This is a genomic window from Enterobacter sp. MGH119, assembly GCF_001037675.1.
Taxonomy (GTDB): domain Bacteria; phylum Pseudomonadota; class Gammaproteobacteria; order Enterobacterales; family Enterobacteriaceae; genus Enterobacter; species Enterobacter hormaechei_C.
On the sequence record NZ_KQ089931.1, the window covers coordinates 461210 to 474469 of the forward strand.

Sequence of the window (13260 nt, forward strand, 5' to 3'; positions counted from 1 at the left end):
TGCCGTTTACCTTAACTATGCTTATCTGATGTTTTTCAAGGAGGTAAACCATGAACATCATTGCCATCATGGGGCCACACGGCGTCTTTTATAAAGACGAACCCATCAAGGAGCTGGAGCAAGCCCTTAAAGCACGCGGATATCAGCTGATCTGGCCGCAAAACAGCGCCGACCTGCTGAAATTTATCGAACACAATCCGCGCATCTGTGGCGTGATATTCGACTGGGACGAATACGACATGGAGTTGTGCAGCGATATCAATAAGCTCAACGAATATCTTCCGCTGTACGCCTTTATCAACACTCACTCGACCATGGACGTGAGTGCGCACGATATGCGTATGGCGCTGTGGTTCTTCGAATACTCACTCGGCGTTGCCGAGGACATTGCGACCCGCATTCAGCAGTACACCGGTGAATACCTCGATAACATCACACCGCCGTTTACGCGCGCATTGTTCACCTATGTGAAAGAAGGGAAGTACACCTTCTGTACGCCAGGCCATATGGCGGGAACGGCCTATCAAAAAAGCCCGGTGGGATGCCTGTTCTACGATTTCTTCGGCGGTAACACGCTGAAGGCGGACGTGTCGATTTCGGTCACCGAGTTAGGCTCTCTGCTGGATCATACCGGCCCGCATCTGGAAGCTGAAGAATACATCGCCCGGACCTTTGGCGCCGAGCAAAGCTACATGGTGACCAACGGTACCTCAACCTCGAACAAAATCGTCGGGATGTATGCCGCGCCTGCCGGCAGTACGCTGTTGATTGACCGAAACTGCCATAAATCACTGGCGCATTTGCTGATGATGAGCGATGTGGTGCCGCTCTGGCTGTCGCCTACTCGTAATGCGCTGGGTATTCTCGGCGGCATTCCTCGCCGTGAGTTCGCGCATGAAGCCATTGAGAATAAGATCGCGGCTATCCCCGAGGCAAGCTGGCCTGTGCATGCGGTGATCACCAACTCCACCTATGACGGGCTGCTTTACAACACGAACTGGATCAAGCAGACGCTGGACGTGCCGTCGATTCACTTTGACTCCGCGTGGGTGCCTTACACTAATTTCCACCCGATTTACTCGGGTAAAAGTGGGATGAGCGGCGAGCGGGTGCCGGGCAAGGTGTTCTTCGAAACGCAGTCGACGCACAAAATGCTGGCCGCGTTTTCCCAGGCGTCTCTCATTCACATCAAGGGTGAGTACGACGAGGACACCTTCAACGAAGCTTTCATGATGCACACGACCACGTCGCCAAGCTACCCGCTGGTGGCGTCCATCGAAACGGCGGCAGCGATGCTGCGCGGTAATCCGGGTAAACGCCTGATCAATCGTTCGGTGGAGCGGGCGTTGCATTTCCGAAAAGAGGTTCAGCGACTTAAAGATGAAGCGGACGGCTGGTTCTTTGATATCTGGCAGCCGGAAGAGATTGATGAGGCAGAATGCTGGCCCGTCGCGCCGGGGGAGAGCTGGCACGGTTTTCGGGATGCTGATGCGGACCACATGTTCCTCGATCCGGTTAAGGTGACAATCCTGACGCCGGGCATGGATGAGCAGGGTGTGATGGGTGAGGAAGGGATCCCGGCAGCGCTGGTGGCGAAGTTCCTTGATGAGCGCGGCGTGGTGGTGGAGAAAACCGGCCCCTATAATCTGCTGTTCCTGTTCAGCATCGGGATCGATAAAACCCGCGCGATGGGGCTGCTCCGGGGACTGATGGAGTTTAAGCGCGCATACGATCTGAACCTGCGGGTGAAGAACATGCTGCCGGATCTCTACGCGGAAGATCCTGACTTCTACCGCAATATGCGTATTCAGGATCTGGCCCAGGGGATTCACAGGCTGATCCGCCAGCACGATCTGCCGCGCCTGATGTTGCAGGCATTTGATGTTCTGCCTGAAATGAAGCTGACGCCGCACAGGGCGTGGCAGCGCCAGGTGAAAGGGGAGGTTGAAACCGTTGAGCTGGAGAACCTGGTCGGGCGGGTATCGGCCAACATGATCCTGCCTTATCCGCCGGGCGTGCCGCTGCTGATGCCGGGTGAAATGATCACTGAGGAGAGCCGGGCGGTGCTCGATTTCCTGCTGATGCTCTGTTCGGTGGGGCGCCACTATCCCGGCTTTGAAACGGATATTCATGGCGCGAAACGCGACGATAACGGCGTGTACTGGGTGAGAGTCCTAAAATAAAAGGGGCCGCTTGCCAGGGGCGGGTTGTCGGTTGTAACGTTCAGGACATCATAAAAAGGAGAAACTATGCTGGGTTTAAAAGCGGTTCATCATATTGCGATCATTGCCACCGATTATGCGAAAAGTAAGGCATTCTACTGCGACGTTCTCGGCTTTACGCTGTTGAGCGAGGCCTACCGTGAGGAGCGCGACTCCTGGAAAGGCGATCTGGCGTTAAACGGTCAATATGTGATTGAGCTGTTCTCTTTTCCTTTCCCGCCAGCGCGTCCTTCACGCCCGGAAGCCTGCGGCCTGCGCCACCTGGCCTTCAGCGTCGATGACCTGGACAGCGCGGTAAAACATCTGGAAGCCCACGGCGTGGCCTGCGAAGCGATTCGTGTCGATCCCTTTACCGATAAACGTTTCACTTTTTTCAACGATCCGGACGGCCTGCCGCTGGAGCTTTATCAGCAGTAATCGCCGTCATGTGTGATAATGCCCGTTCAGTTCGGGCATTTTTTATGTGTAATTTCCTATGACCTTACCCGCTATCGCGCACGCCGTTTCACCCTACCGCCAGCTGCTGGTGGGGTTCAGCGGTGGCCTGGATTCCACCGTTTTGCTGCACCGCCTTAAGCTCTGGCGCGACCGTGAGCCTGACGTCCAGCTGCGGGCGATGCATATCCATCACGGCTTAAGCCCCCATGCCGACGACTGGGTGGCGCACTGCGAAGCGGTGTGCTCAGGGTGGGAGATCCCGCTGATCGTTGAACGCGTCACGCTTGAGGATGAGGGGCTGGGTATTGAGGCGCAGGCGCGGAAAGCCCGCTACGCCGCGTTTTCTGGCGCATTACAGCCTGGAGAAGCGTTGGTCACCGCGCAGCATCTGGACGACCAGTGCGAGACGTTTTTACTGGCGCTCAAGCGGGGCAGCGGGCCTGCGGGTTTATCCGCCATGCCTGAGCGCGCTGATTTTGCTGAAACAGAGCTCATCCGCCCGCTGCTGGGTGAGACGCGCGCATCACTGGAAGCCTGGGCGCAGCAGCATCATCTGTGCTGGATTGAAGACGACAGCAATCAGGACGACAGTTACGACCGTAACTTCCTGCGCCTGCGCGTCTTACCGCTGCTGAGTGAGCGCTGGGCGCATTTTTCCGAAGCGGCGGCCAGAAGCGCCATGCTGTGTGCTGAACAGGAAAGCTTGCTGGATGAGTTGCTGAGCGGGGAGCTGAATACACTGATTACCGCTGACGGTGCCCTGAACGTTGCGCCGTTGAAGGTGATGAGCCCCGTGCGTCGGGCTGCTCTGATTCGCCGCTGGCTGGCTTACCACCGTGCGGTTATGCCGTCCAGGGCGATGCTCAACCGTATCTGGGAGGAAGTTGCACAGGCGAGGGAAGATGCCGCACCGTGTATACACCTGAATGGTTATGACGTCAGGCGTTATAAAGGGCAACTCTGGTGGGTAAAATCTGTGCCGTCGCTGGCTGACGTTGTGCTCGGCTGGCCGTCGCCGGAAAAAGCGTTAACGCTACCGATGAATGCCGGTGTCGTTGCGTTAAGTCATTCGGGCAATGTGCGTCTACCTGAGCCGGACGAGAACGTTACCATACGCTTCAGGGCCAGCGGCATGCTGCATATCGTCGGTCGTAACGGCGGGCGTAAGCTGAAGAAAATCTGGCAGGAACAGAACGTTCCGCCCTGGCGACGTGATACCACGCCGCTTCTGTTTTACGGCGACACGCTCATCGCGGCGGCAGGGGTGTTCATCACTGAAGAGGGGTGGGCTGAAGCGGGTGTTAATTTTGAATGGAAAGCGTAACGGGCAGCCTGGCTGCCCGTTGGTTATCAGGATTCGCTCACCACGACGGTGCCGATTTCCGGATGGCTGAAACTGGCAATTTTGTCGAGGCGTAGCTCACGCGTTGCACCTGCATCTTCCACAACCAGGTATTCCACATTTTTACGGGAAACCAGATCGCTGGCCTTTGCCTTTAGCACTTCGCCATCTTTTAGCTCCAGCGTCAGTATTAAATGATGCTGGCAGGCGAGTTCGAGGTTGTCATAGTCATCACAATTGATGGGTTGATAAGTATCATTCATCGACATAATCGCTCACCAGTAAATTCGCCGCAGCATACGCTGCTTTTTCCCTGACCGATTCAGAAAGGCTCTCATCAGAGGCCACTTCATTTAGCACGTTCAATACACAGCCCAACGCATCCGGAATGTACCCCAGATCTCCGCTGGCGATCTCCGCATACCGTCTGCGAATCAACTCACAATAATTATTCACATCACCTCCTGCCAGCGTACTGACTTACTGTGAGATATCATTAAGCCTACGAAGTTAAACTCGGTTTAGCAAGGTGACTATACCATACTCATTTAAGCAATATCAGCGCCTTGATAAGAGTGAGCCACCACCTCGTAACAGCCTTTTGCCGCGGTTTTCGCTACAATGTACGCCTGATTCAAAAGGAGTTCTCTCATGGCGCTGAAAGCGACTATTTATAAAGCTGTGGTCAATGTGGCGGATCTTGACCGTAACCAGTTTCTGGATGCGTCATTGACGCTGGCGCGTCACCCTTCTGAAACCCAGGAGCGCATGATGCTGCGCCTGCTGGCGTGGATTAAGTATGCCGACGAGCGTCTGCAATTTACCCGTGGTTTAAGCGCGGAAGATGAACCGGAAGCCTGGTTGCGCAACGATCATCTGGGTATCGATTTATGGATTGAGCTTGGCCTGCCGGATGAACGCCGGATCAAAAAGGCCTGCACCCAGTCTGCTGAAGTGGCGTTGTTTGCCTACAACCAGCGCGCGGCGGAGATCTGGTGGCAACAAAATAAAAATAAATGTGCGCAGTTCAAAAATCTTACCGTCTGGTATCTGGATGATGAACAGCTGGCGCAGCTGAGTGCGTTCGCCAGCCGGACGATGGCGCTACAGGCAACAATTCAGGACGGTGCCATCTGGCTTTCCGATTCTCAGAATAATCTGGAAATTCATCTCACGGCCTGGCAGCCCGCATCATGATTGTATTGTCCCGAAATGTCAGCATCCCTGATAACGAGCTGGAGATCACCGCTATCCGGGCCCAGGGCGCAGGGGGGCAGCACGTTAACAAGGCCTCAACGGCTATCCATTTGCGCTTTGACATTCGGGCCTCCAGCCTGCCAGAGTATTATAAAGAAAGCCTGCTTGCCGCCAGCCATCACCTGATCACCAGCGAGGGTGTGATAGTGATTAAAGCGCAGGAGTATCGCAGCCAGGAGCTTAACCGGGAAGCGGCAATTGCCCGGCTGGTCGCGGTCATCAAAGAGCTGACGGCTGTACAAAAAAGTCGCCGGGCAACACGTCCAACGCGGGCATCGAAAGAACGTCGGTTGTCATCGAAGGCGCAGAAATCCACCGTAAAATCACTGCGTGGCAAAGTCCGTCACCCATAATGTGACGAAAGGGATACCCTTTTCATAAGGAAAGTATTGTGAAAAAAGCATTATTATCAGCGCTGGCCGTGACAAGCCTGTTTGCGCTTTTTGGCTGTAATAACCGTTCGGAAACGCAGGTACTACAGCCAACGCAAAATGAAGAATTAAAGCCGATGCAGCAAAGCTGGCGCGGCGTATTACCGTGTGCAGATTGCGAGGGCATCGAAACCTCTCTGTTCCTGCAAAAAGATGGCACCTGGGTCATGAACCAGCGTTACCAGGGGGCGAAAGAACCGTCTTCTTTTGCATCTTACGGAACATGGGCGCGTACGGCTGAGAAGCTGGTATTGACGGATACCACGGGCGATAAAACCTTCTTCCGCGCCAAAGGCGAGGGGATGGAGATGCTCGATCGCGAAGGCAATCCGATTGAATCCCAGTTCAACTACACGTTGGCCCCGGTGAAAGCGACCCTGCCAGCCACCCCAATGGCGATGCGAGGAATGTATTTCTACATGGCGGATGCGGCGATCTTCACTGACTGTGCAACCGGGAAGAAAGTCAGCGTGGCGAACAATGCCCAGCTGGAGCGAGACTATGCCGTCGCGCGCGGCAACGACAGTAAGCCAGTGTTGCTGACGGTTGAAGGGCATTTTACGCTGGAGCCAAACCCGGATAGCGGCGAGCTGGTGAAAACGCTGGTGGCTGATAAAGACGCGAAGTTTGCTGCGGGGAAAGACTGCGAAAGCAAATAAGATATAGCCATTAAAAAACCCCGCACTGGCGGGGTTTTTTGTTTCTTAACCTTTGATGGCTTTCACCAGGTAATCAAGAATATCGCCCGTCTTGATCATCTGTTTTTCGCCGTTGCGACGGTACTTGTATTCAATCTCGTCACTGTCGAGGTTACGGTCGCCAATGACGATGGTATGTGGAATACCGATCAGTTCCATGTCAGCAAACATCACGCCAGGACGCTCTTTACGGTCATCCATCAGCACGTCGATACCTTTCGCGCTCAGCTCAGCGTAGAGTTTCTCAGCCAGCTCCTGCACGCGGTAAGACTTGTGCATGTTCATTGGCAGGATCGCTACCTGGAACGGCGCGATGTTATCCGGCCAGACGATTCCGCGTTCGTCATAGTTCTGCTCGATAGCAGCAGCAACAACGCGCGTTACGCCAATGCCGTAGCAGCCCATGGTCAGAACCTGGTTACGACCATCTTCGCCCTGAACGGCAGCGTTCATTGCGCGTGAGTACTTATCGCCCAGCTGGAAGATGTGGCCTACTTCGATACCGCGTTTGATCATCAGGGTACCCTTGCCGTCCGGGCTTGGATCGCCTGCGACCACGTTACGGATGTCAGCCACTTCCGGCGTCGCCACGTCCCGATCCCAGTTGATGCCGAAGTAGTGTTTACCGTCGATGTTTGCGCCCGCAGCGAAGTCGCTCATCGCCGCAACGGTGCGGTCAATGACCACCGGAACAGGCATGTTCACCGGGCCCAGAGAACCAGGACCTGCATTCACCACGGCGCGGATCTCCGCTTCCGTTGCGAAGGTCAGCGGGCTGGCAACCTGCGGTAGCTTCTCGGCTTTCACTTCGTTCAGCTCGTGATCGCCTCGTACCAGCAGGGCAACCAGTGGATAAGCGCTACCTTCAGCCGATTTCACCAGCAGGGTTTTCACGGTTTTTTCGATCGGCAGAGTAAACTGCTCAACCAGCTCGGCGATGGTTTTCGCGTTTGGCGTATCAACCAGCGTCATCTCTTGCGTTGCCGCGCCGCGTGGTTCTTTTGGTGCCAGCGCTTCTGCAAATTCGATGTTCGCGGCGTAATCAGAGGAGTCAGAGAAGATCACATCGTCTTCGCCGCTCTGCGCCAGAACCTGGAATTCATGGGAGGCGCTACCGCCGATTGAACCGGTATCAGCCTGTACAGCACGGAAATCCAGCCCCATGCGGGAGAAGATTTTACTGTAGGCCGCGTACATTTTGTCGTAGGTCTCTTGCAGCGATTCCTGAGAAGTATGGAAAGAGTAAGCATCTTTCATCAGGAACTCGCGAGAACGCATGACGCCAAAGCGTGGACGCACTTCGTCACGGAACTTGGTCTGGATCTGGAAGAAGTTCAGCGGCAGCTGTTTGTAAGAGCTCAGCTCGTTACGGATCAGATCGGTGATCACTTCTTCATGCGTTGGGCCGAGGACGAATGGACGATCGCCACGATCGGCAATACGCAGCAGTTCAGGACCGTACTGCTCCCAGCGACCGCTCTCCTGCCACAGTTCAGAGGGCTGAACGACCGGCATTAACACCTCGATAGCACCGGCGTTGTTCATCTCTTCACGCACGATGTTTTCGACTTTTTTCAGGACGCGCACGCCGGTCGGCAGCCAGGTGTATAACCCGGAGGCCAGCTTGCGGATCATCCCGGCGCGCAGCATCAGCTGGTGGCTGATCACCTCGGCGTCGGCAGGTGTCTCCTTCAGAGTGGAGAGCAGATATTGGCTAGTACGCATGTTGTTACGGTTCCATTTCGACGATTGGAACAGGCTGAAACACCAGCCTGACACAAAAAAAGTGGTTTAGTTTACCAGTGTGGCAAAGATGCCAAAAGAGAGGAGAACAAAATTACCTGGGTTCCAGGGCAAACACTTCAAAACCCGCCGCAGTCACGCGCCAGCGCACGTTAAAGTCCAGCAGCCAGACGGCGTACGTTTTCCCGGCTTCCTCTTCTTTGCGGTAGGCGGGACGGGGGTCCTGCGCCAGCACTTCAACGATAAAGTCACGCAGACGTGGATAACGCTTTTCCAGCTCGCTGATTTGCGTCGTTATTTCAGATGTGAAGTGAACCGGCATATCTGCCTGCGGTGCGTCCTGAGCATAGCTTGCCCGGGCATCCGGCAGCGCTTCGGCGAAGGGCAGGTAAGGCTTAATATCTATGACCGGTGTGCCATCAACCAGGTCAAGGCTACCTAACTCCAGGATCACCTGATCTCTCTGACAACGTATGCCTTTCAGCTCGACCAGCGACATTCCGATGGGGTTGGGACGAAAGGTTGAGCGGGTGGCAAAGACCCCCATTCTGGCATTTCCGCCCAGACGAGGAGGACGCACAGTGGGACGCCAGCCGCCTTCCATGGTCTGGTGAAACACAAAGACCACCCATAAATGGCTGAACGCCTCAAGCCCGCGCACTGCATCGGCCTGGTTATACGGCGCGACAAGATGAAGCTCGCCGCCGCCGTGAATGACCAGACCCGGCTGACGCGGCACGGCGAACTTTTCTTTATAAGGGGAGCGGATAACGCCTATCTGCTCGAACTGAAATGAACTCATTTCGCCGTAATGTTAAGCGCAGAACCGATACATACCGCCTGACGATAGCAACCTGGTGTGCCGCTGGTGACTTCACAGCTGTGCAGCAACACCGCGTTGGCTTTCATTTTCGACGCGTTGATTTGCATACGCTTGCGGGCTGTCGGAATATTGGGTGGAGAGTCCTGATTCGTTGCCTGGCAGGATTCGCCGCTCACTTCGCCCAGTTCACGGAATGGCTTACCGACCAGCTCGTCGGCTTTGGTAATAATACGTACCGGCGCAGCGCGAGGCGCTTTCGGTTTTGCTGGCTCCGCTTTTGGCGGGGTTGCAGTGCTTTGAACAGGTTCAACAGGAGATCTGCTTAGCATAGAACAGCCGCTCAGCATCAGTGCTAAAAGACAGATCGGTAAAGCACGCATAATAATTCCTCAGTGGATAATCAAAACGTCAGATATTGAAGCAGTTGACCGCACAAATGACAAGACGGGCAAATGCCCGTCTTGATGATATTACACTGCCGGGAGATTACCAGCCTTTAACCGCGCCGCCGTTAAACACCTTATTGGCTTCCTGGTACACTTCTTCAGACTGATATGCCTGTATGAATTTCTTCACATTCTCCGCGTCTTTGTTGTCTTCGCGAGTCACGATCAGGTTGACGTACGGGGAATCTTTATCTTCAACGAAGATGCCATCTTTCGCTGGGGTCAGGCCGATCTGGCTGGCGTAAGTGGTGTTGATCACGGCCAGGGCGATCTGCGCATCGTCCAGAGAACGTGGCAGCTGTGGTGCTTCCAGCTCAACAATTTTCAGATTTTTCGGGTTTTCGGTTACGTCCAGAACGGTCGGTAACAGGCCAACGCCTTCTTTCAGTTTAATCAGGCCCACTTTCTGTAGCAGAAGCAGGGAACGGCCAAGGTTGGTTGGGTCGTTAGGGACGGCAACCTGTGAACCCGGCTGGAGTTCATCCAGAGATTTAATTTTCTTGGAGTAGCCGGCAATCGGGTAAACGAAGGTGTTACCGACAGCAACCAGTTTGTAGCCGCGATCTTTGATCTGCTGATCCAGGTACGGTTTATGCTGGAAGGCGTTAGCGTCAATGTCGCCTTTGCTCAGCGCTTCGTTCGGCAGAACGTAATCGTTGAAGGTCACCAGTTCAACGTCCAGGCCATATTTCTCTTTAGCGATTTTCTGCGCGGCCTCAGCAACCTGCTGTTCTGCACCGACGATAACGCCTACTTTGATGTGGTTTGGATCTTTTTCGTCCTGACCGCAACCCACCAGTGCCAGCGAGCCAATCAGTGCGCCTACTGCTGCGAAGGTCTTAAATTTAAACGCCATGTTATATCCTTAACTCGTCGAGTTTGTGTTGTTTGTAACGTTATTTATGCGTAACAGCCCGGACGATACGATCGCCAGAGAATTGAATTAAGTAAACCAGCACAACCAGCAATACCAGAACGGTATTCATTACGGTAGCGTTATAGCCAATATAGCCGTACTGATATCCAATCTGGCCTAAACCGCCAGCACCTACGGCGCCGCCCATTGCGGAATAACCGACCAGCGTGATAAGCGTGATGGTTGCTGCGTTCACCAGCCCAGGCAGCGCCTCTGGCAGCAGAACTTTGCGAACGATCTGCATTGGTGTTGCACCCATCGCGCGGGAAGCTTCAATCAGGCCTGTTGGGATTTCCAGCAGGGCGTTTTCCACCATACGGGCGATAAACGGTGCCGCGCCTACTGTCAGCGGGACAATTGCCGCCTGCAAACCAATCGACGTCCCGACGATCACGCGAGTAAACGGAATCATCCACACCAGCAGAATAATGAACGGAATAGACCGGAAAATGTTCACCAGCGCAGAGAGCGTGCGATACAGCTTCGCGTTTTCAATAATTTGACCCGGGCGCGTGACGTACAGCAACACGCCGACCGGCAGCCCAATCACAAAACCAAAGAAGCCCGATACGAAGGTCATTGCCAGCGTTTCCCAAACGCCGCGAACCAGTAGCCACATCATCGGCTCAGACATAACCCAGTACCTCTACTTTTACGTGATGTTCTTGCAGCCAGGCAATTGCCGCCTGGGTTTTTTCCTGTGTGCCGTGCATTTCCGTCAGCATAATGCCGAACTTCACGCCACCGGCGTAATCCATCTGCGCGCTAATAATGTTGTTATTAACGTTAAAGCGACGCGCGGTTTCGGAAAGCAGCGGTGCGTCAACGGACTGACCCGTAAACTCCATGCGCAGCATTGGAACGCTGTCTGCAACGGCTTCTGTTTTCAGTCGTTCCAGATAATCTTCCGGAATATCAAGATGCAGTGTGGACTGAATGAACTGCTGAGCCAGCGGCGTTTTCGGGTGCGAGAAGACTTCGCTCACCGTGTCCTGCTCAATCAGCTCACCGTTGCTGATGACTGCTACACAGTCGCAGATACGTTTCACTACATCCATTTCATGCGTAATAAGGAGGATAGTCAGGCCCAGACGACGGTTAATGTCTTTTAACAGTTCCAGAATAGAGCGCGTGGTAGCCGGATCTAATGCGCTGGTGGCTTCATCGCACAGCAGCACTTTTGGGTTGCTTGCCAGCGCGCGAGCGATTGCTACTCGCTGTTTTTGCCCGCCGGACAAATTTGCCGGGTAGCTGTCATGTTTATCACCCAGACCAACCAGATCGAGCAGTTCGGTGACGCGACGCGTAATTTCTTCTTTTGGTGTGTTATCCAGCTCCAGGGGTAACGCAACGTTACCGAAAACGGTGCGTGAGGCCAGCAGGTTAAAGTGCTGGAAAATCATGCCAATCTGGCGACGCGCTTTGGTGAGTTCTTTTTCTGAGAGAGCGGTAAGCTCCTGGCCGCCAACTTCTACGCTGCCCTGGGTTGGGCGCTCAAGCAGGTTAACACAACGGATCAGCGTACTTTTACCTGCACCCGATGCGCCAATGACGCCATAAATCTGACCAGCAGGCACATGCAGGCTGACGTTGTTCAGCGCCTGAATGGTTCGGTTCCCCTGCTGGAACACTTTGGTGATATTGGAAAGTTTAATCATTAGATTATTTTTATCGTAAGTAAGTTAGCCGTGGCATTTTCTTCTGCCAGATACGGGGAATGACCGTAAACAAAATGGATGTTAAGGCATCCAGACGTCTAAATCAATCCACCTCTTTGCGATGAGCACTTTATTGCGCTGCGATTCATGAGATACTAGCTGAACAAGCCTTTTTCAGGAGCAAACCGGTGGCAAAATCTGTACCCGCAATTTTTCTCGATCGTGACGGCACTATTAATGTGGATCACGGTTACGTCCATGAGATTGATGAGTTCGAATTTATCGAGGGCGTAATAGATGCCATGCGCCAGTTGAAAGAGATGGGCTATGCGCTGGTGGTGGTAACTAACCAGTCCGGTATCGCCCGGGGTAAATTTACCGAAGCGCAGTTCGAGACGCTGACGGAATGGATGGACTGGTCTCTGGCCGATCGCGGCGTCGATCTTGATGGCATCTATTATTGTCCGCATCACCCGCAGGGAAGTGTAGAGGCGTATCGTCAGACCTGCGATTGCCGTAAGCCACACCCGGGCATGTTTATCTCTGCACAGGAATTCCTGCACATTGATATGGCCGCATCTTATATGGTGGGCGATAAACTGGAAGATATGCAGGCAGCAACGGCGGCAGGTGTAGGTACCAAAGTATTAGTGCGTACCGGTAAACCGGTCACCCCAGAAGCAGAAAATGCAGCCGACTGGGTGATAACTAGTCTGGCAGAACTGCCAAAAGAGATTAAAAAGCACCAAAAATAGGCGTTTTGGCGAAAAGGTGAGCGGTTGAAATAAAAATGCATTTTTCCGCTTGTCATTCCTCGGCGGCTCCCTATAATGCGCCTCCATCGACACGGCGGATGTGAATCACTTCACAAACAACCCGGTCGGTTGAAGAGAAAAAATCCTGAAAATCAGGGTTGACTCTGAAAGAGGAAAGCGTAATATACGCCACCTCGCGACAGAGCGCTGAAGCGCGTCGCAACTGCTCTTTAACAATTTATCAGACAATCTGTGTGGGCACTCAAAGTGACATGGATTCTTAACGTCCTCGGACGCTAAATGAATACCAAGTCTCAACGAGTGAACACGTAATTCATTACGAAGTTTAATTCATTGAGCATCAAACTTTTAAATTGAAGAGTTTGATCATGGCTCAGATTGAACGCTGGCGGCAGGCCTAACACATGCAAGTCGAACGGTAACAGGAAGCAGCTTGCTGCTTTGCTGACGAGTGGCGGACGGGTGAGTAATGTCTGGGAAACTGCCTGATGGAGGGGGATAACTACTGGA

At 53.8% G+C, this 13260-nt stretch carries 15 protein-coding genes and 1 rRNA gene (1 of these 16 running past the window's edge); 8 read left to right on the top strand and 8 right to left on the bottom strand.

Features of this window, described 5'->3' with window-relative positions; all coding sequences use genetic code 11:
- Positions 1 to 50 precede the first annotated feature (50 nt).
- The 3 genes from SK53_RS16860 (at position 51) to tilS (ending at position 3984) form a co-directional block, all read left to right on the top strand.
- Complete coding sequence (locus tag SK53_RS16860; RefSeq protein ID WP_003856152.1) at positions 51 to 2183, top strand: lysine decarboxylase LdcC; 2133 nt, start codon at positions 51 to 53, stop codon at positions 2181 to 2183.
- A 66-nt stretch (positions 2184 to 2249) separates the two neighbouring features.
- Positions 2250 to 2639, top strand: coding sequence for a VOC family protein (locus SK53_RS16865; RefSeq protein WP_003856151.1), 390 nt, complete (start codon positions 2250 to 2252; stop codon positions 2637 to 2639).
- Between the two features lie 58 nt (positions 2640 to 2697).
- Positions 2698 to 3984, top strand: a complete 1287-nt coding sequence (gene tilS / locus SK53_RS16870) for a tRNA lysidine(34) synthetase TilS (RefSeq protein WP_048209811.1) — start codon at positions 2698 to 2700, stop codon at positions 3982 to 3984.
- A gap of 26 nt (positions 3985 to 4010) precedes the next feature.
- On the opposite strand, the gene rof is transcribed toward tilS, so the two are convergent.
- Positions 4011 to 4271 (bottom strand): Rho-binding antiterminator, encoded by a 261-nt coding sequence (rof, locus tag SK53_RS16875; RefSeq protein ID WP_003856148.1) that lies wholly within the window; start codon positions 4269 to 4271, stop codon positions 4011 to 4013.
- Positions 4258 to 4458, bottom strand: a complete 201-nt coding sequence (locus SK53_RS16880; RefSeq protein ID WP_003856146.1) for a YaeP family protein — start codon at positions 4456 to 4458, stop codon at positions 4258 to 4260. The genes rof and SK53_RS16880 overlap by 14 nt, the downstream gene beginning before the upstream one ends.
- 195 nt (positions 4459 to 4653) lie before the next feature.
- Between SK53_RS16880 and SK53_RS16885 the strand changes: the two genes are divergently transcribed.
- Genes SK53_RS16885 through nlpE form a run of 3 tightly spaced genes read left to right on the top strand, consistent with a single transcriptional unit; the run spans position 4654 to position 6349 of the window.
- Positions 4654 to 5199, top strand: coding sequence for a YaeQ family protein (locus tag SK53_RS16885; protein ID WP_003856144.1), 546 nt, complete (start codon positions 4654 to 4656; stop codon positions 5197 to 5199).
- On the top strand, positions 5196 to 5612 hold the full coding sequence (gene arfB, locus SK53_RS16890; RefSeq protein WP_003856142.1) for an alternative ribosome rescue aminoacyl-tRNA hydrolase ArfB: 417 nt from the start codon (positions 5196 to 5198) through the stop codon (positions 5610 to 5612). The genes SK53_RS16885 and arfB overlap by 4 nt, the downstream gene beginning before the upstream one ends.
- A gap of 38 nt (positions 5613 to 5650) precedes the next feature.
- Entirely contained in the window at positions 5651 to 6349 is a 699-nt protein-coding gene (nlpE, locus tag SK53_RS16895; RefSeq protein WP_017383734.1) for an envelope stress response activation lipoprotein NlpE, read from the top strand.
- 45 nt (positions 6350 to 6394) lie between these two features.
- Here the strand turns inward: nlpE and proS are convergent, their stop codons facing one another.
- The 6 genes from proS to metN form a co-directional block, all read right to left on the bottom strand.
- On the bottom strand, positions 6395 to 8113 hold the full coding sequence (gene proS / locus SK53_RS16900; protein WP_003856138.1) for a proline--tRNA ligase: 1719 nt from the start codon (positions 8111 to 8113) through the stop codon (positions 6395 to 6397).
- A gap of 112 nt (positions 8114 to 8225) precedes the next feature.
- On the bottom strand, positions 8226 to 8933 hold the full coding sequence (gene tsaA, locus SK53_RS16905; protein ID WP_003856135.1) for a tRNA (N6-threonylcarbamoyladenosine(37)-N6)-methyltransferase TrmO: 708 nt from the start codon (positions 8931 to 8933) through the stop codon (positions 8226 to 8228).
- Positions 8930 to 9334: an Rcs stress response system protein RcsF gene (gene rcsF / locus SK53_RS16910; RefSeq protein ID WP_003856133.1), complete on the bottom strand. Its 405-nt coding sequence runs from the start codon at positions 9332 to 9334 to the stop codon at positions 8930 to 8932. Before rcsF ends, tsaA begins: the two co-directional genes overlap by 4 nt.
- A 106-nt stretch (positions 9335 to 9440) precedes the next feature.
- Positions 9441 to 10256, bottom strand: coding sequence for a methionine ABC transporter substrate-binding lipoprotein MetQ (gene metQ / locus SK53_RS16915; RefSeq protein WP_003856132.1), 816 nt, complete (start codon positions 10254 to 10256; stop codon positions 9441 to 9443).
- A gap of 40 nt (positions 10257 to 10296) precedes the next feature.
- On the bottom strand, positions 10297 to 10950 hold the full coding sequence (locus SK53_RS16920; RefSeq protein WP_003856130.1) for a methionine ABC transporter permease MetI: 654 nt from the start codon (positions 10948 to 10950) through the stop codon (positions 10297 to 10299).
- Positions 10943 to 11974: a methionine ABC transporter ATP-binding protein MetN gene (gene metN, locus SK53_RS16925; protein ID WP_048209812.1), complete on the bottom strand. Its 1032-nt coding sequence runs from the start codon at positions 11972 to 11974 to the stop codon at positions 10943 to 10945. Before metN ends, SK53_RS16920 begins: the two co-directional genes overlap by 8 nt.
- Before the next feature lie 188 nt (positions 11975 to 12162).
- On the opposite strand from metN, the gene gmhB reads away from it, so the two are divergent.
- Both gmhB and SK53_RS16935 read left to right on the top strand, forming a co-directional pair.
- The gene (gene gmhB / locus SK53_RS16930; RefSeq protein WP_003856122.1) at positions 12163 to 12729 is read left to right on the top strand and encodes a D-glycero-beta-D-manno-heptose 1,7-bisphosphate 7-phosphatase; all 567 of its coding nucleotides are present in this window, start codon (positions 12163 to 12165) and stop codon (positions 12727 to 12729) included.
- A 371-nt stretch (positions 12730 to 13100) separates the two neighbouring features.
- Positions 13101 to 13260, top strand: a 16S ribosomal RNA gene (locus SK53_RS16935); it runs 1382 nt beyond the window's last position.